This window comes from Pseudomonas sp. H1h, from assembly GCF_000633255.1.
GTDB lineage: Bacteria > Pseudomonadota > Gammaproteobacteria > Pseudomonadales > Pseudomonadaceae > Aquipseudomonas.
This window is the reverse complement of record NZ_AYMJ01000025.1, coordinates 140,449-158,035: the sequence shown is the minus strand read 5'-3', so window position 1 is coordinate 158,035 and position 17,587 is coordinate 140,449. Positions and strand designations below refer to the sequence as shown.

Below are 17,587 nucleotides of genomic sequence, written 5' to 3'. Positions count from 1 at the left end.
GGCTCGTAGGCCGCCTTCGCTGGCAGGCCAGCTCCCACAGTTGGAGTGGGTGTGTTCAGGTGGGGATTGGTCGGCTTGTAGGCCGCCTTCGCTGGCAGGCCAGCTCCCACAGTTGGAGTGGGTGTGTTCAGGTGGGGATTGGTCGGCTTGTAGGCCGCCTTCGCTGGCAGGCCAGCTCCCACAGTTGGATTGGGTGCGCTCAGGTGGGGATTGGTCGGCTTGTAGGCCGCCTTCGCTGGCAGGCCAGCTCCCACAGTTGGAGTGGGTGTGTTCAGGTGGGGATTGGTCGGCTCGTAGGCCGCCATCGCGAGCAGGCTCACTCCTACAATTGGATTGGGTGCGCTCAGGTGGGGATTGGTCGGCTGTCAGGCCGCCATCGCGAGCAGGCGAAGGCCTACAGTTTAGATTTGTGTGCACCGCACGCGGCAAAGCCGCCCCACTCAACAGGATGAGCGCAAGCTCGGCTGCAGCTCTTGATCTGCAGGCCCCTTCGGCAGGCTGAGTGGAGGGGTTTATCCGGGGGTGGGAGCGCAGCGACCGTTTGGCGAAGCCAAACACATCGAGAGGAGGTGCAGCGAAGCAAACCGTAGACGATGCCCCCGGATGAACCCCGCAACGAAGGAACCCGAGCCTAAGCGAGGGCCGAACGCCGGGGCCCAGCCTTTTGGTTACTTTTTGGCGTCTGAAAAAGTGACCCGCTGTAAGAGCGGAACCGCCAGCAGCAACCCCCAAAACAACGGATATCCCCCCAATCAACAAGAACCTGGTCGGCCCGAAGGCCGCTAAGGATCAAACCTCCCGACGCACCCGGAACCAAGCCGCATACAAGGCAGGCAAAAACAGCAACGTCAAAGCCGTAGCCACAATCAACCCCCCCATGATCGCCACCGCCATCGGCCCAAAAAACACGCTCCGAGACAAAGGAATCATCGCCAGCACCGCCGCCAAAGCCGTCAACACAATCGGCCGAAACCGCCGCACAGTCGCCTCGATAATCGCCTGCCAAGGCCTGAGCCCGGAGGCAATATCCTGCTCGATCTGATCCACAAGAATCACCGAATTGCGCATGATCATCCCCGACAGCGCAATCGTCCCCAGCATCGCCACAAACCCGAACGGCTGCCGGAACACCATCAGAAACAGCACCACCCCGATCAACCCCAGCGGCGCCGTCAGAAACACCATCGCCGTACGCGAAAAGCTGCGCAGTTGCACCATCAGCAACGTCAGCACCACCACAATGAACATCGGCACCCCGGCGTTCACCGAGTTTTGCCCACGCTCCGAATCCTCCACCGTACCGCCAACATCCAGCAGATACCCATCAGGCAATTCGGCACGGATCGGATCCAGCGTCGGCTGAATCTGCTGCACCAGCGTCGCCGGCTGCTCCTTGCCGTAAATATCGGCACGCACGGTCACGGTCGGCAGACGATTGCGGTGCCAGATGACCCCTTCCTCAAAGCCGTATTCCAACGTGGCAATCTGCGACAAGGCCACACTGCGACCGTTGTCGGTCGGCACCGCCAGGCTCGGCAACAGGGACAACTCAGTACGTTCATGCACCGTACCGCGCAGCAGAATCTCGATCAATTCATTGTCTTCGCGGTACTGACTGACGCTGGAGCCGGTCAGCGAACTCTGAAGGAATTTCGCCAGATTGGCGGTGCTCACACCCAAGGCACGGGCACGGTCCTGATCAATGTTCAGGTACACCACCTTGCTCGGTTCTTCCCAATCCAGGTGCACGTTGACCACGTGCGGGTTCTCGCGAACCTTGGCCGCCACTTTGCGCGCCAGCGCGCGGACTTCCTCGATGTGTTCACCGGTGACGCGGAACTGCACCGGGTAACCCACCGGCGGGCCGTTTTCCAGACGCGTGACCCGCGAACGCAGGGCCGGGAATTGCTCGTTCAGCGTGCTGATCAACCAGGTGCGCAGGGTCTCGCGCTCCTCGATGTTTTTCGCCAGCACCACAAACTGCGCGAAGCTCGCCGCCGGCAATTGTTGATCCAGCGGCAGGTAGAAACGCGGCGAGCCGGTGCCGACATACGCCACGTAGTTGTCGATGCCGGTGTGATCCTTGAGCATCGCCTCCAGGCGTTTGACCTCAGCCGTGGTATTGGCCAGCGACGCGCCTTCGGCCAGTTTCAGATCGACCATCAACTCCAGCCGATTGGAGGCCGGGAAGAACTGCTGCGGCACGAAACGGAACAGCATCACCGACGCGATGAACAGCCCTACCGTCAGCACGATCACAGTCTTGCGGTGCGCCACGCACCACTCCACCAGACGCCGAACGCGCTGATAGAACGGTGTGCCATACGGGTCCGCCTGACCGTCAGCCGTGCCGTGTCTGGCGGCGTGAATCTTCGCCAGATCAGGCAGGAGTTTTTCCCCCAGATACGGCACGAACATCACTGCCGCGACCCAGGAGGCGAGCAATGCGATGGTCACCACCTGAAAGATCGAGCGGGTGTATTCGCCGGTGCCGGATTGCGCCGTGGCAATCGGCAGAAAGCCGGCGGCGGTGATCAGCGTACCGGTGAGCATCGGGAATGCGGTGCTGGTCCACGCGTAGCTCGCGGCCTTGATCCGGTCGAAGCCCTGCTCCATTTTGATCGCCATCATTTCCACGGCGATGATCGCATCGTCCACCAGCAACCCCAGTGCCAGCACCAGCGCGCCGAGGGAGATCTTGTGCAGGCCGATGCCGAGGTAGTACATGCAGGCGAAAGTCATCGCCAGCACCAGCGGAATGGTCAGCGCGACCACCATGCCGGTGCGCACACCAAGGGAGAAGAAGCTCACCAGCAACACGATCGCCAGCGCCTCGACCAGCACCTGGACGAACTCGCCGACCCCGGTTTTCACCGCCGCAGGTTGATCGGACACCTTGCGCAGCTGCATGCCGGCCGGGAGGTTTTTCTGCAGGCGCGAGAACTCACCTTCCAGCGCCTTGCCCAGCACCAGAATGTCACCGCCATCCTTCATTGCCACCGCAAGACCGATGGCGTCTTCACCCATGAAGCGCATGCGCGGCGCCGGTGGATCGTTGAAACCACGGTGTACGTCCGCGACATCGGAGATGCGGAACGTCCGGTCGCCGACCCGAATCGGAAAGTTCTTGATCTCATCGACCGTCTGAAAATTCCCCGAGACCCGCAGTTGCACACGCTCGCTACCGGTTTCGAAGAAGCCGGCGGTGGAGACCGCGTTCTGCTCTTCCAGTGCTTGCTGCACGGCCGCCAGTGGCAAGCCGAGGGTGGCGAGTTTGACGTTGGACAACTCGACCCAGATCTTCTCGTCCTGCAAACCGAGCAGATCGACCTTGCCTACGTCCTTGACCCGCTGCAGCTGGATCTGGATGCGGTCGGCGTAATCCTTGAGCACCGCGTAGTCGAAACCATCCCCGGTCAGTGCGTAGATGTTGCCGAACGTGGTGCCGAATTCATCGTTGAAAAACGGCCCCTGAATCCCCGGCGGCAAGGTCTGGCGAATATCGCTGACCTTCTTGCGCACCTGATACCAGAGGTCGGGGATGTCCACCGAATGCATGGAGTCGCGGGCAATGAACGTGACCTGGGATTCGCCCGGGCGGGAGAACGACACAATGCGTTCGTATTCGCCGGTTTCCATCAATTTCTTTTCGATGCGTTCGGTGACCTGACGCGAGACCTCCTGCGCGGTCGCCCCCGGCCAGCGAGTCTGGATCACCATGGCCTTGAAGGTGAACGGCGGGTCTTCGCTCTGGCCCAGCTTGGTGTAGGACAAAGCGCCGACGATGGCCAGCAACAGCATCAGGAACAGTACGATCTGGCGATTACGCAACGCCCATTCGGAAAGGTTGAAGCGCATCGGGACTTACTCCTTGTCCGCCAGATGGACCACACGATTGGAGCGATCCACGGGACGCACCTGCTGACCTTCGAGCAAGACGTGAACGCCGGCGGCGACCACCCAGTCGCTGGGGTTCAGGCCTTCGAGCACCGGTACGCTTTTCTCGCCGAACGGGCCGATGCGCACCGGGGTCTTTTTCAACGTGTTATTGGCACTGACGACCCAGACGTAGGTCGCGCCGTTTTCTGCGGTCAGCGCCGAGAGCGGCACCGACAACGGCACCGCATCGGCCGACTGAACAAATACCCGGGCGCTCTGGCCGAGTTCGGCCGGGACTTTGCCGCTGGTGAACGAGATGCGTGCGGCGAAGGTGCGCGATTTCGGATCGGCCGCCGGCGACAGCTCACGAATCTGCCCGGCAAAGCGCTGGTTCTGCTGCGTCCACAGTTCAACGGTGACTGGCTGGCCGACCTTGAAACGCCCGAAGCTCTGCTCCGGCAGGCTGATCGACACTTCGCGCTCGCCATCGGTGGCGAGGGTGAACACGGTTTGCCCGGCAGCGACCACCTGCCCGACTTCCACCGAACGCTTGGCCACCACACCGTCCTGCGGCGCGCGCAGCACGGCGTAACTGGCCTGGTTGGTCGAGACGTTGAATTCGGCTTTGATCTGCTTGAGGCGGGCTTCGCCGGAGCGGTAGAGGTTTTCCGCGTTGTCGTAGGCGGAACGGCTGACCATCTGCCGCTCCATCAAGGTCTTGTAGCGGTCACGCTCGGAGCGCACCAGGTTCAGATTGGCCTCGGCAGCAGCGACTTGCGCGCGGGTGGCTTCGAGTTGCAGGCGCACGTCCTGCGGATCCAGTTCGGCGAGGGGCTGATCAGCCTTGACGCGCTGACCTTCTTCGACCAGTCGTCGGCTGACTTTGCCGCCGATACGGAACGCCAGATCAGGTTCGTAACGGGCGCGAACCTCGCCCGGATAACTTTCCATCGCCTGCGCCGAAGGCTCTGGCTGCACCACCATGGCCGGTCGAATGCTGACTTGCGCCGCCTCTTCCTGACCGCATGCTGCCAACAAAAAAGCCAGGCTGACTGGCAATGCAAATGGCCACATGAAGTGCAGTGCATGACGGAACATGGTGACGGACCTTTCGCAAATGGTGCTTGGAATATTTATACTGGCCGGTATGGTATTAATAGCAAACTCACCAGTCCAGTATTAAAAGCGAAAAATGTCGGACAATCTTTCAGCTCCAAACGGCCCGGGCCGTCCGAAGGATCCGGCCAAGCGCCGGGCGATCCTCGATGCGGCGAAAACCCTGTTCCTGAGTCACGGCTACGCCAACACCAGCATGGACGCGGTCGCCGCCGAGGCCGGCGTGTCGAAGTTGACGGTTTACAGCCACTTCAACGACAAGGAAACGCTGTTCTCCTCCGCGGTGATGGCCAAATGCGAGGAGCAGTTACCGCCGCTGTTCTTCGAATTGCCCGCCGGCATCGCCGTGGAAAATGTGTTGCTGAACATTGCCCGGGGCTTTCATCAACTGATCAACAGCGATGAATCGGTGAATTTGCACCGCTTGATGATGGCGCTGGGCACGCAGGATCCGAAGCTGTCGCAGATCTTCTTCGAAGCCGGCCCCGAGCGCATGGTGCAAGGGATGGAACGGCTGCTGAAACGCATCCACGAAACCGGCGCGCTGAGCATCGACCAGCCGCGCAACGCGGCCGAGCATTTCTTCTGCCTGATCAAGGGCGCGGGGAATTTTCGCTTGCTGTATTGCTGCGGTGAGCCGCTGAGCGAAGCAGCTTCAGAGAGTCATGTGCAGGAAGTGGTGGGGTTGTTCATGCGGGCGTATCGGCCCTGAATTTTGCGCAGTAACGGCTGGCCCCTTCGCGAGCAAGCCCGCTCCCACACTGGATTTGTGAACGACACAGATCAGATGTGGGAGAGTCATGTGCAGGAAGTGGTGGGGTTGTTCATGCGGGCGTATCGACCATGAATGTTGCGCAGTAACGGCTGGCCCCTTCGCGAGCAGGCTCGCTCCCACATTTGAAATGCATTCCAATGTGGGAGCGGGCTTGCTCGCGAAGGGGGCGACTCGGTTTTAAGGTTTGAGCGCTTTCTTCGGGTAGATGTCATACCGGCTCGACTTGCCATCCAGCGCATGGCTCGGTTTCGGCCCTTCGATGCATGGTGCCTTGCGCGGGCGCTTGACCACCACGCGGTGGGTCGCCAATGCCAGCGCCGCTTCGAGCAGCGCTGGTGCATCCGGATCATCACCGACCAGCGGCCGGAACAGGCGCATCTCTTTCTTCACCAGCGCAGTCTTCTCGCGGTGCGGGAACATCGGATCGAGGTAGATCACCTGCGGTGGCTCGCCTTCCCAATTGCGCATGACCTCGATGGAGTTGCCCTTGAGCAGCTTCATCCGCGCGACAATCGGCGCCACGTCGAAATCTTCCGCCGCCCGCGCCAGACCGTCCTCAAGCAGTGCACCGATCAACGGCTGGCGCTCGATCAGGCTCATCTCGCAGCCCAGACTCGCCAGCACGAACGCGTCCTTGCCCAGTCCCGCCGTGGCGTCCAGCACCCGCGGGCGCACGCCTTGGGCAATGCCGACCGCCTTGGCGATCATCTGCCCGCTGCCGCCACCGTACAGACGCCGATGCGCCGCGCCGCCCTCGACGAAATCCACCCGCACCGGCCCCGGTGCATCCGGACCAAGCTGCTGCAGCTGCAAGCCCTGCTCGCCCAGTTGCAAGGCAAACTCGCCGTCGGCCACCTGCATCGGCAGGCCCAGACGCTCGGCCCACTGCTCGGCTTGCGCCTCAAACGTCGGGCCGAGGGCCTGGACATGGATGCGGCAGGCCGCGGGTTGCTCAATCATGAAAACGCGCTCAAAAAAGTTAAGGATCGGCAAAAGGTGGCCGATAAACCAATCAACGCGCATTTTGCCAGAGCTGAGCGTCAACCGAAAAAAATGTCAGGCATTCTTCCCACATCGATTGGCTACATCTCGCCCCATGGCGACTTTAGCCGTCATAACACTCAAGCACTGAGCGGCGTCAGTCACCTGTGGCAGGATTTCTTTGCCCAGGCGCTGGCTGAGCAGACGAGTGATGTGGTGCCGGCCTGTGGCACGTTTCCTCCGGTTGACCTAAACAGCCCTGAAGAACCGACCCTGGGCAGCGAACTGCACGCGCACATCGTCGAGCAGCGTCAGTGCGACGTGGTCGACACTGAAGTGCGTCCGCCAGAACCGCTGTTCCTGCCAATCGCCGAATTCGAAACCGATCTGCTGGACAAGCCGTTCCCGCCGTTCCCGCCAGAAGAACTCAAGGCTCAGCAAGGGCAACAGGACTTCGACAGCAGTTGGGTCCGCCCGATCGTGATCAACAATGGTCAGCCCGTGCCAGAGCCTGGCCCGGCACCGCAGAAGAAGCCGCTGTACCTGCCGATTGCCGAATTCGACCTCGACCTGCTGCAAAAACCTTACCCGCCGTTCCCACCGGAAGAAATCGTCGAGCAACAGAAGGCTCTGGACTTCGATAACGGTTGGGCTCGCCCGATCGTTCTGCAGAACCTGCGCCTGGCCGCCTGATAGCTCAGTAGTATCTTGCCCTGCGCCCCACACTCAGCCTTTGAAAAACTGATTGGCCTTGGCGTACGGCATCGATTGCGCAGTGAAGCCGAAAGTGCCGCTGCGCTGGATTTCTTCAGCCGCGCGGAAAAACTCGCCAAACGCCGCCAGCGCCAATGCCGAACCGGTACTGATGCGCCGCACGCCCATTTCCTCAAGCTCTTGCACGGTCAGTTTCAAACCGCCGGACATCAATACGTTGACCGGTTTCGGCGCCACCGCGCGCACCACTGCCAGCACTTCTTCGGCATTGCGCAAACCCGGCGCGTACAACACGTCGGCACCGGCTTCGGCGAAGGCCTGCAAGCGGCGGACGGTGTCGTGGATATCGGGATTACCGTGCAGGTAGTTTTCCGCTCGGGCGGTCAGGGTGAAGGGAAATGGCAGCGTGCGCACGGCAGCGACGGCGGCTTCGATGCGCGCCACGGCGTGTTCGAAGCAATAAATCGGCGCGTCGGCGCGGCCCGTGGCGTCCTCGATCGAACCGCCAACCGCCCCCGCCTCAGCGGCGCGCAACAGGCTTTTGGCGCATTCGGCTGGGTCATCGGCGAAACCGTTTTCCAGATCCACTGCCACCGGCAGATCGGTGGCCGCGACAATCGCCCGGACATTGGCCAGAGTCTCATCGAGACTCAAGGCGCCGTCGGCCTTGCCTTGGGAAAACGCGTAACCGGCACTGGTGGTCGCGAGCGCCTGATAGCCCAGGCTGGCGAGCATCTTCGCGGACCCTGCGTCCCACGGATTGGGAATGACGAAAATCCCCGGACGCTCATGCAGGGCCTTGAAGGCTTGGGCTTTGCGGGCTTGTTCGTGATCGGCTTGGGCGTCCATCGGCAGGCTCCTGGGCAAGAATGAAAATCCGCCTCAGAGCAGGCCAAGTTGCTCGGCGGCGGGTTCTCTGTATAGCTCAGGCAGGGATGGCAGGCCAGGCAAACGTTGCATCAGTTGTGCGTGAAAACGTTGCGCCAGCTTCGCCGCCAGAATGTTGTCGGCGGTGTGCAGGAAGATATACGGCGTACGGCCCTCTTCGATCCACTCGGCGATTTTTGCCACCCACGGCACCAGGAACGGATCGTTGGCCTCAAGCTCGGGATGGCCGATGAAACGCACCTGCGGGAACTGCGAGAACGCCGCCGGACGGGTCGGCACCCGGGGCTTTTTCGATTGCGCGTGGATCACCGAAGACTCGGTCGACAGGCAGCTGAACAGCGCTCGCGGATCGAGGCAGATGCGCTCCACCCCACGGTCCAGCAGCAGGCGATTGAGCAGACGCTCGCTCTCGCCCTTGGCGAAGAACTGTTCGTGACGTACTTCCACCGCCAGTGGCCGGTCCAGCGCGTCGATGAACGCGGTCAGTTCCGGCAGTCGATGCGGGGTGAAGCTTTTCGACAATTGCAGCCACAGCGGCGATACACGCTCACCGAGCGGTTCGAGGAGTCTGACGAAGGTTTCGGCGGCGGTCAGTTGCTCGCGCAGGTCCCCGCTGTGGCTGATGTCGCCGGGGAACTTGGCAGTGAAGCGAAAGTGTTCGGGCATGGTCTCGGCCCAACGCTGCACGGTGGCTGGCGAGGGACTGGCGTAGAAGGTCGTATTGCCTTCCACGGCGTTGAACACTTGGGCGTAGAGACTGAGGAAGTCGGAGGTCTTGGCGTCTTCGGGGTACAGATACTCGCGCCAGGCGTTTTCGCTCCAGGACGGGCAACCGAGGTAGTAAGGCAACGCCATCAGATGTACAAGTCGAGGCCCAGCACATCCGCATCCCAATCGACAAAACCGGCGGTGCTCAGGTAGCTGGCCAAGGCCATCGCTACGCTTTTGCTCATCGCGCGGTGATAAATCATGTCTTGCTGACGGGCAGGCAGATTGGCCAGGCGTTGTGCGGAGGCTTTGGCAGCGCGGGCGGCCAGTTGCTCTTCGGTCGGGAATTCCAGCTCGCCGTCGATATCGTCGACGGACTCATCCAGCGCCACGTTGCCTTTGCGAGGCTTGCGCTTGACCGGGTAGGACTGAGAGGAAAGGCCGTCTATACGCATAAATTCATGCTCGGTATCGATGATGGCAATTTAGCGGCACCTGACCGACTTAGCAAATCGCCGAGTGATAACTAGAACACATAAAGCGCAAAAGGTTTAAAGCGCGGGGTTGGAAACTGACGATTGGCAGAATTTGGAATAAGCCATGGGGATTGTGGAGGGCTTTGTGGTGAGGGGATTTATCCCCTCACCACAGAAGCTGCCCACAATAGAAATCCGGCCTCAGCGAGCCTTGGGAGTGGCGACCTTATCGCGCAGATAAACCGGCTGCGCATCATCGGCCGGGATCGACTCACCGCGTTCCCAGGCAAACCGCGCCAGCGTCAGCAGGTCTTCAGCGTGGGGCAACATAGCGGCGTCCTGACCGCTCGGATTGACCGCGATCCGCTCGCCATAGCCCCAACCGGTGCCCGCACCGAACCATGCTCCGCTGGCATCGGCCGGCAGCGCCGCGACTTCCGGCGGCAGCACTGCTTCGGCGCCGACCAGGCGCATCTCGCCGGCGGTCTCGCGGTAGCAGCCCCAATACACTTCATCCATCCGCGCGTCGATGGCCGCCGCGACCTGGCTGACGCCGTGCTCGCGATACGCACGCTGCGCCAGCACCGCCAGGTTCGACACCGGCAGCACCGGACGATCCAGCGCAAACGCCAGGCCTTGCACCACACCGATGGCGATCCGCACACCGGTAAACGCGCCCGGACCACGACCGAATGCAATCGCATCCACCGCCTGCAACGTGGTGCCGGCGTCGGCCAGCAGTTGCTGGATCATCGGCAGCAGCTTCTGCGCGTGCAGACGCGGGATCACCTCGTAATGGCTCGTGACCTTGCCGTCATGCAGCAAGGCAACGGAGCAAGCTTCGGTCGCGGTGTCCAGGGCCAGCAAGGTGCTCATCGATGTATCCAAAACAGGTGGGAGAAAAAGTGCGTCAGTATAAACAACTACGGCCCGCAAGCGGGCCGTGGATGATGCAGCGAATCAGCTTTTTCAGCTGAGCGCTTCGAGCACCTTGGCGGTGATCGCTTCGACCGAACCAACACCCGGGATGTGGCTGTACTTCGGTTTGCCGTTGGCAGCGGAAAGCTTCTGGTAGAAGTCCACCAGCGGCTTGGTCTGCGAATGGTAGACCGACAGGCGATGACGCACGGTTTCTTCGGTGTCGTCCTTGCGCTGCACCAGATCGTCGCCGGTAACGTCGTCTTTGCCGGCCACTTTCGGCGGGTTGTAGACGATGTGGTACACGCGGCCGCTGGCCTCGTGAACGCGGCGACCGGCGATACGCTGCACGATTTCTTCGTCTTCAACAGCGATTTCAACCACTGCGTCCAACTCGACACCGGCAGTCACCAGCGCTTCGGCCTGCGGAATGGTGCGCGGGAAGCCGTCGAACAGGAAGCCATTGACGCAGTCTGGTTGAGCGATGCGATCCTGCACCAGCGCGATGATCAGGTCATCCGACACCAGGCCGCCGGCATCCATGATGCTCTTGGCTTGAACGCCCAGTGGAGTGCCAGCCTTGACCGCAGCACGCAGCATGTCGCCGGTGGAGATTTGCGGAATGCCGAATTTCTCGGTGATGAACTTAGCCTGAGTACCTTTACCGGCCCCGGGAGCTCCCAGCAGAATGACGCGCATCGATGTGCTCCTCAATTTTTTATATAGAAAACAACGGGATTCGCCTCTTGGGGCCAATCTCAAAAAAACGGGTCGTGGCCGCACAAACGGCCAAAGGCTGATCAAGATACACAGCAGGCTGCGCCCACACAAGACGCCAAAAGTCGGAGAAACCGGCGCCCGCCGCGACCTTGCGACCCGGTAAGCCAAGTCGCAACCCCATCATTAACTGTCGCCTGCCCGCACTTTCCACCTGTGTACAAAGCGACACCCGGCCTGTGCACCGGGTGCCTGACACCAGCACAAAAACCCTAGCCGGTATTGCGCAAACCGGCGGCAATCCCCGCCACAGACACCAGCAGCGCCTGCTCCACCGGGCTGCCCTGCTCGACATTCTGCTGCCGCGAACGGGCCAACAGTTCGGCCTGCAATAGATGTAGCGGATCAAGATAGGTGTTGCGCAGACGGATGAATTCCAAGGTGTCGGGGCTATGTGCCAGCAGTTGCGACTGACCAGTCAGGCCGAGCACCACCGCGCACGCCTGCGACAATAGGTCGCGTAACTGCGCGCCCAACGGCAGCAAGTCCGGCTCGACCAGACGCTGATCGTAAGATAGCGCAATGTCGGCGTCGGCCTTGGCCAGGACCATTTCCAGCATGTCGATGCGCGTACGGAAGAACGGCCACTGCTCGCGCATCTGTCCCAGCAATTCGCCTTCGCCGCGCTCCAGTGCCTTGCTCAACGCGGTTTCCCAGCCCAGCCAGGCCGGCAGCATCAAACGTGTCTGAGTCCAGCCGAAGATCCATGGAATCGCCCGCAGGCTTTCGATCCCGCCGGCGCGGCGCTTGGCCGGTCGGCTGCCCAGCGGCAAGCGCCCCAGTTCCTGCTCCGGCGTGGACTGGCGGAAGTACTCGACGAACTGCGGATTCTCCCGCACCACTGCGCGATACGCAGCAACACCGTCAGCGGCCAATTCGTCCATCAGATGCCGCCACTCGGGCGTCGGTGGCGGTGGCGGCAACAGCGTCGCTTCGAGCACGGCGGCCAGATACAGATTGAGGTTCTGCTCGGCGATGTCCGGCAGACCGAATTTGAATCGAATCATTTCGCCCTGTTCGGTGGTGCGGAACCGCCCTGCCACCGACCCCGGCGGCTGCGACAGGATCGCCGCGTGCGCCGGGCCGCCGCCACGGCCCACAGTGCCGCCGCGACCGTGGAACAACAGCAGTTCGACTTGCTGTTCGCGACAGATTTCCACCAGACGTTCCTGCGCCCGGTACTGCGCCCACGCCGCTGCAGTAGTGCCGGCGTCCTTGGCCGAGTCGGAATAGCCAATCATCACTTCCTGCGGGCCCTGCAACCTGGCGCGATACCCCGGCAGCAGCAACAGACGTTCCATGACCGGCCCGGCGTTGTCGAGGTCGGCGAGGGTTTCGAACAGCGGTACCACACGCATCGGCCGCAGCACGCCGGACTCTTTGAGCAGCAGTTGCACGGCCAGCACGTCGGAGGCAGCACCCGCCATCGAGATCACATAAGAGCCCAGCGAGGCGCCCGGTGCGGCAGCGATTTCCTTGCAAGTGGCGAGCACTTCGGCGGTGTCGGCGGACGGTTTGAAATGCGCCGGGAGCAGTGGCCGGCGATTGTTCAGTTCGCGGGTCAGGAAGCCGATGCGTTGTTCTTCGTCCCAGTCTTCATAGCGACCGAGGCCGAGGTAATCGGTGATTTCGGTCATCGCCGAGCTGTGCCGCGTCGAATCCTGGCGCACGTCGAGGCGCACCAGGAACAGGCCGAAGGTCACCGCCCGGCGCAGGCAATCAAGCAACGGCCCGTCGGCGATCACGCCCATGCCACACTCGTGCAGCGAGTTGAAGCACAGCTCCAGCGGATCGAGCAGATCGCGGTTGTTGTGCAACACGTCGGCCGGTGCCGGCGTGCTGGCGCTCAGCGAGGCGTGCGCCCAGTTGCGCGTGGCCCGCAGGCGTTCGCGCAATTGCTTGAGCACCGCACGGTAAGGTTCGGCGCTGTCACCGGCCTTGGCCTTGAGCGCGTCGCTGGCCTGCTGCATCGACAGCTCGGCGGCCAGGTGATCGACATCGCGCAGGTACAGGTCGGCGGCCATCCAGCGCGCCAGCAACAGCACTTCGCGGGTCACCGCAGCGGTGACGTTGGGGTTGCCGTCGCGGTCGCCGCCCATCCACGAGGCAAAGCGAATCGGCGCCGCCTCCAGTGGCAAGCGCAGGCCGGTGGCGGCAAACAACGCCTGATCGGCCTTGCGCATGTGGTTGGGAATCGCCTGCCACAGCGAGTGTTCGATCACCGCAAAACCCCACTTGGCTTCATCGACCGGAGTCGGCCGAGTGCGGCGGATTTCTTCGGTGTGCCAGGCTTCGGCGATCAGTCGTTGCAGGGTGTTCTGGATCTGTTCACGTTCGGCGCTGGTCAGGTCGCGATGATCCTGCGCGGCGAGTTGCGCGGCGATCGCGTCGTACTTCTGGATCAACGTGCGCCGCGCCACTTCGGTCGGGTGCGCGGTCAGTACCAGCTCGATTTCCAGGCGCGCCAGTTGCCGGGCCAGCGATTCGGCGCTGTGGCCTTCATTGCGCAGGCGGGCGAGCAGCTCCGGGAGCACACGCGACTCGAACGGCGCTGGCTGCGACTCTTCGCGGCGATGAATCAACTGGTACTGCTCGGCGATGTTCGCCAGATTGAGAAACTGGTTGAACGCCCGCGCCACCGGGAGCAATTCGTCTTCGCTCAACTGATTGAGGCTGGCGCTGAGTTCGGCGTCCATCGAGCCGCGCCGGTCAGCCTTGGCGCCCTTGCGAATCTGCTCGATCTTGTCGAGAAATTCCTCGCCGTACTGGTCTCGGATGGTGTTGCCCAACAGCTCACCCAGCAGGTGAACGTCCTCGCGCAAGCGTGCATCAATATCGGTCATCAGCAGTTCTCCAGCGGTGATCGGGACGGCTCAGAAACGAATGCTTTGCCCAGAGAGTGCCGCTCTACGGCGCTTCTTACAAGCAGACGACGAAGGGACTTTAAACCTTGGGGCTTGAAGCTAGTCTCAACAGTAAGCCTTACAACGGCTTGCCGCCGGCGCTGCCGGACACTCACCCAGGCCTGCCACGAGCAGGCGCGAATGAGGTCATCATGAAAATCCGTGAACTCGCCCAGCATTGGGAAGAAAACGCCAAAGGTCGCCTGACCGACACCGGCTACACGATTCATCTGGACGTCGAGGCCGCCGCGCGGCTGGCCGCGATTGCCGAGATGTACCCCAAACGCCACCCCGAAGAACTGCTCGGCGAGCTGATCGGTGCCGCGCTTGAAGAGTTCGAGGCGAGCCTGCCGTATGTGAAGGGTTCGACTGTGGTCACCACCGATGAAGAAGGTGATCCACTGTACGAAGACGTCGGCCCGACGCCGCGCTTCCTGGCGTTGTCGAGGCGGCATCTGCAGGATTTGTCGGCGGCCGCCGGTAAACAGAAACACTGACACTCCACAGATCAAAACTGTGGGAGCGAGCCTGCTCGCGAAAGCAATATATCAGTCTACTTTGACGGTGACTGGCACACCGCTTTCGCGAGCAGGCTCGCTCCCACATTGACTGTATTTCTGCCTCCAGATCGACGTTTTTCGGTATTAGAAACACCCGCGCGTACCTCTCCTCGCCTCCAAAGTTCCCGGTTTAGAGCCTTGTCCGTTTGGTCAAAAAAATTTGGGGCGATGGGCCATCTTTTCTGAACTTTTAAAAAACGCCTCCGGTCGGAACCAGTAACCACGCCTGGAACGAGCGTTTCAAAAACGCGCTTTCACACGACGCTTGCGGCTCCTCGACCAGGATGGATTTTCGGTTTTATCAGGAGTTAAACAATGGAGTTGAAGACCATGAAGACCCAAACCTCGTTCTCTCACCTGCGCGGTCTGAAACTGGCCGCCCTGGCCATCGGCACCAGCTTCGTTCTGGCCGGTTGCGCCGGGAACCCACCGACCGAGCAGTACGCCGTGACTCAATCGGCGGTCAACAGCGCTGTGAGCGCTGGCGGTACCGAGTTCGCTGCGGTGGAAATGAAGCAGGCTCAAGACAAGCTCAAACAAGCCGAAATCGCCATGCACGACAAGAAGTATGACGAAGCGCGCACCCTGTCCGAGCAAGCCGAATGGGACGCTCGTGTAGCGGAACGCAAGGCTCAGGCAGCCAAGGCCGAACAGGCTTTGAAGGATTCGCAGAAAGGTGTTCAGGAACTGCGTCAGGAAAGTCAGCGCACCGTGCAGTAAGCGCGCATCCCGACCGCAAAGCTGAAACTCTTATCGATAGAAAGGACGACAAATTATGCGTAAGCAACTGATGATCCCCGCTCTCCTGGCCGCAAGCGTTGCCCTGGCTGCCTGCTCCACCCCGCCTAACCCGAACCTGGAACAGGCGCGCACCAACTACGCCGGTCTGCAGGCCAACCCGCAAGCGAGCAAAGTCGCAGCCCTGGAAACCAAAGACGCCAGCGATTACCTGGACAAGGCCGACAAGGCTTATCTGGACAAGGAAAACGCCGCCAAGGTTGACCAACTGGCCTACCTGACCAACCAGCGCGTGGAAGTGGCCAAGCAGACCATTGCCCTGCGCACCGCTGAAAACAACCTGAAGAACGCCGCCGCGCAACGTGCCCAGGCCCGTCTGGATGCTCGCGATCAACAGATCAAACAGCTGCAGAACAGCCTGAACGCCAAGCAGACTGATCGCGGTACGCTGGTGACCTTCGGTGACGTGCTGTTCGCCACCAACAAGGCTGACCTGAAATCCAGCGGTCTGGTAAACATCAACAAACTGGCGCAGTTCCTTCAGGAAAACCCTGATCGCAAGGTGATCGTCGAGGGTTACACCGACAGCACCGGCGCGGCTAACTACAACCAGTCGCTGTCCGAGCGTCGTGCGACTTCTGTGCAAGTAGCACTGATCAAGATGGGCGTGGACCCTTCGCGCATCGTGGTTCAGGGTTACGGCAAGGAATACCCGGTTGCCGATAACGGCAGCGTTTCCGGTCGTGCGATGAACCGTCGTGTGGAAGTGACCATTTCCAACGACAACCAGCCAGTGATGCCACGTTCGGCAGTAAGCTCGAACTAAGCATTACGCGGTAACGCAAAAGCCCCGCCTGAGTGATCAGGCGGGGCTTTTTTGGTCACACACAATGCCCTTGTGGGAGCGGGTTACTGTTCGAGCTGTTGCGGCGTTTCCTGTCCCATGCAGCGCACGGCTTTCTTCTGCGCATTGATCAGCACACCGGTCAGGCCCTTCTGCTCGGTGTCGAACAACACCAGCACGCCATCGATGCATTGCGCCACTTGCGGCGCCGGGTCCAGCGAGACTTTGTAGTCTTCGCCCGGCACGGTCTTGAGCATGGTGAATTCGTTGAGCAGCAGCGCATCCTCGGGTTTGGCGAAGTGCAGGTAGCCGTAGTACCACAGCGCCCCGACGGTGCCGAGGATGCTGCAGATACCGGTGATGATCAGCGGGATGGCGTTACGTTCTTCACTCATTGCGGACTCTCATCTTCAGAATTCGGAGGTTGCGGGTAATTCGGGATTTCGCCCAAGCGGCGCAGGCCGTTGAAATGTTCGGGGTCCTCCAGATAGCGCAGCATCACTTTGCGCCAGACCGGGTCACCGAAGGTCTGCACATGGCCGCCACGGGTCAACTGCAACACCCGCGGGGGCGGCGCAGCTTGATACAGACGGATGCCATTGGAAAGCGGCACCAACGGGTCGTCGATGCTGTGAAAGATCAGCTTGGGCACGCCCTTGAGTTGCGGCATCGCGTTGATGGCGCTGTCGCCGTCCGGCACCAGCCACGACAGCGGCACCTGAAACGGCCAGGTCAGCCACGACGTGCTGAGGGCGTACTGGCCGACACTGCGGTAACTGGCGGGCACACCGTCGAGCACAAAGGCCTTGAGTTGCTTCTGCCGCTCCGGGTGCTGCACCAGCCAATGCACGGCCATCGAGCCACCGAGGCTTTGGCCGAGCAGGATCAGCGGCTTGCCTTTGACCTCCGGCGCCTGATCCAGCCAGGCGAATGCCGCATCGATGTCCTTATAGATGTCCGGCAGGCTCGGTTTGCCCTCGGACAAGCCGTAACCGCGATAGTCCACCAGCAGCACTTGATAGCCGCTTTTCGGCAACCACCAACTGCCGCCCAGGTGCATCGGCAGATTGCCGCCGTTGCCGTGCAGGTGCAGGACCGTACCTTTGACTTCAACGCCGGGTTTGGCCGGCAGCCACCAGGCGTTCAGCTTGAGGCCGTCGGCGGTGGTCAGGGTGACTGTGCGGTACTCGAGCCTGGCTTTTTCCGGGGTGAAGATCTGGCCAGGCTCGGGGTAGAACAACAGCGAACTGCAACCGCCGAGGGTCAGGAGCAGGCAGAAGATGCCGAGGATTCTCATCCGGTGAAACCTC

16 protein-coding genes are annotated in these 17,587 nt (G+C 61.5%); 5 read left to right on the top strand and 11 right to left on the bottom strand.

The features are described from left to right. Nucleotides 1–789: 789 nt before the first annotated feature. Together U862_RS0121135 and U862_RS0121130 are read right to left on the bottom strand one after the other, a co-directional pair. Nucleotides 790–3,858, bottom strand: a complete 3,069-nt coding sequence (locus tag U862_RS0121135) for an efflux RND transporter permease subunit (RefSeq protein ID WP_025112242.1) — start codon at nt 3,856–3,858, stop codon at nt 790–792. A 6-nt stretch (nt 3,859–3,864) separates the two neighbouring features. Next, nucleotides 3,865–4,977: an efflux RND transporter periplasmic adaptor subunit gene (locus tag U862_RS0121130; RefSeq protein ID WP_025112241.1), complete on the bottom strand. Its 1,113-nt coding sequence runs from the start codon at nt 4,975–4,977 to the stop codon at nt 3,865–3,867. Nucleotides 4,978–5,071: 94 nt separating this feature from the next. Between U862_RS0121130 and U862_RS0121125 the strand changes: the two genes are divergently transcribed. Continuing rightward, on the top strand, nt 5,072–5,707 hold the full coding sequence (locus U862_RS0121125; RefSeq protein WP_025112240.1) for a TetR/AcrR family transcriptional regulator: 636 nt from the start codon (nt 5,072–5,074) through the stop codon (nt 5,705–5,707). Nucleotides 5,708–5,947: 240 nt separating this feature from the next. Here the strand turns inward: U862_RS0121125 and U862_RS0121120 are convergent, their stop codons facing one another. Continuing rightward, nucleotides 5,948–6,730, bottom strand: a complete 783-nt coding sequence (locus tag U862_RS0121120; protein ID WP_025112239.1) for a class I SAM-dependent methyltransferase — start codon at nt 6,728–6,730, stop codon at nt 5,948–5,950. A gap of 93 nt (nt 6,731–6,823) precedes the next feature. On the opposite strand from U862_RS0121120, the gene U862_RS0121115 reads away from it, so the two are divergent. After that, entirely contained in the window at nt 6,824–7,444 is a 621-nt protein-coding gene (locus U862_RS0121115) for a hypothetical protein (RefSeq protein ID WP_025112238.1), read from the top strand. Nucleotides 7,445–7,477: 33 nt separating this feature from the next. Here the strand turns inward: U862_RS0121115 and U862_RS0121110 are convergent, their stop codons facing one another. The 6 genes from U862_RS0121110 to ppc form a co-directional block, all read right to left on the bottom strand. Beyond that, entirely contained in the window at nt 7,478–8,314 is an 837-nt protein-coding gene (locus tag U862_RS0121110) for an oxaloacetate decarboxylase (protein ID WP_025112237.1), read from the bottom strand. A gap of 33 nt (nt 8,315–8,347) precedes the next feature. Further along, the gene (locus U862_RS0121105; RefSeq protein ID WP_025112236.1) at nt 8,348–9,208 is read right to left on the bottom strand and encodes a DUF72 domain-containing protein; all 861 of its coding nucleotides are present in this window, start codon (nt 9,206–9,208) and stop codon (nt 8,348–8,350) included. Then, entirely contained in the window at nt 9,208–9,516 is a 309-nt protein-coding gene (locus tag U862_RS0121100; protein ID WP_025112235.1) for a hypothetical protein, read from the bottom strand. Before U862_RS0121100 ends, U862_RS0121105 begins: the two co-directional genes overlap by 1 nt. A gap of 222 nt (nt 9,517–9,738) precedes the next feature. After that, complete coding sequence (gene tsaB, locus U862_RS0121095) at nt 9,739–10,413, bottom strand: tRNA (adenosine(37)-N6)-threonylcarbamoyltransferase complex dimerization subunit type 1 TsaB (RefSeq protein ID WP_025112234.1); 675 nt, start codon at nt 10,411–10,413, stop codon at nt 9,739–9,741. A 93-nt stretch (nt 10,414–10,506) separates the two neighbouring features. Further along, the gene (adk, locus tag U862_RS0121090; protein ID WP_025112233.1) at nt 10,507–11,154 is read right to left on the bottom strand and encodes an adenylate kinase; all 648 of its coding nucleotides are present in this window, start codon (nt 11,152–11,154) and stop codon (nt 10,507–10,509) included. Nucleotides 11,155–11,444: 290 nt separating this feature from the next. Beyond that, nucleotides 11,445–14,075 carry a phosphoenolpyruvate carboxylase gene (gene ppc / locus U862_RS0121080; protein ID WP_025112231.1) on the bottom strand — a complete coding sequence of 877 codons (2,631 nt, stop codon included), beginning with the start codon at nt 14,073–14,075 and terminating at the stop codon, nt 11,445–11,447. A gap of 212 nt (nt 14,076–14,287) precedes the next feature. On the opposite strand from ppc, the gene U862_RS0121075 reads away from it, so the two are divergent. The 3 genes from U862_RS0121075 (at nt 14,288) to U862_RS0121065 (ending at nt 16,259) form a co-directional block, all read left to right on the top strand. Continuing rightward, a complete protein-coding gene (locus tag U862_RS0121075; RefSeq protein WP_025112230.1) occupies nt 14,288–14,632 on the top strand; it encodes a hypothetical protein in 345 nt (114 codons plus the stop codon). Between the two features lie 378 nt (nt 14,633–15,010). Then, on the top strand, nt 15,011–15,415 hold the full coding sequence (locus U862_RS0121070; RefSeq protein WP_025112229.1) for a DUF4398 domain-containing protein: 405 nt from the start codon (nt 15,011–15,013) through the stop codon (nt 15,413–15,415). A 55-nt stretch (nt 15,416–15,470) separates the two neighbouring features. Then, a complete protein-coding gene (locus U862_RS0121065) occupies nt 15,471–16,259 on the top strand; it encodes an OmpA family protein (RefSeq protein WP_025112228.1) in 789 nt (262 codons plus the stop codon). A gap of 83 nt (nt 16,260–16,342) precedes the next feature. Here U862_RS0121065 and U862_RS0121060 read toward each other — a convergent pair whose 3' ends face one another. Together U862_RS0121060 and U862_RS0121055 are read right to left on the bottom strand one after the other, a co-directional pair. Next, nucleotides 16,343–16,672: a hypothetical protein gene (locus tag U862_RS0121060; RefSeq protein WP_025112227.1), complete on the bottom strand. Its 330-nt coding sequence runs from the start codon at nt 16,670–16,672 to the stop codon at nt 16,343–16,345. Further along, on the bottom strand, nt 16,669–17,574 hold the full coding sequence (locus U862_RS0121055) for an alpha/beta hydrolase (protein WP_025112226.1): 906 nt from the start codon (nt 17,572–17,574) through the stop codon (nt 16,669–16,671). The genes U862_RS0121060 and U862_RS0121055 overlap by 4 nt, the downstream gene beginning before the upstream one ends. Between the last annotated feature and the right edge of the window lie 13 nt (nt 17,575–17,587).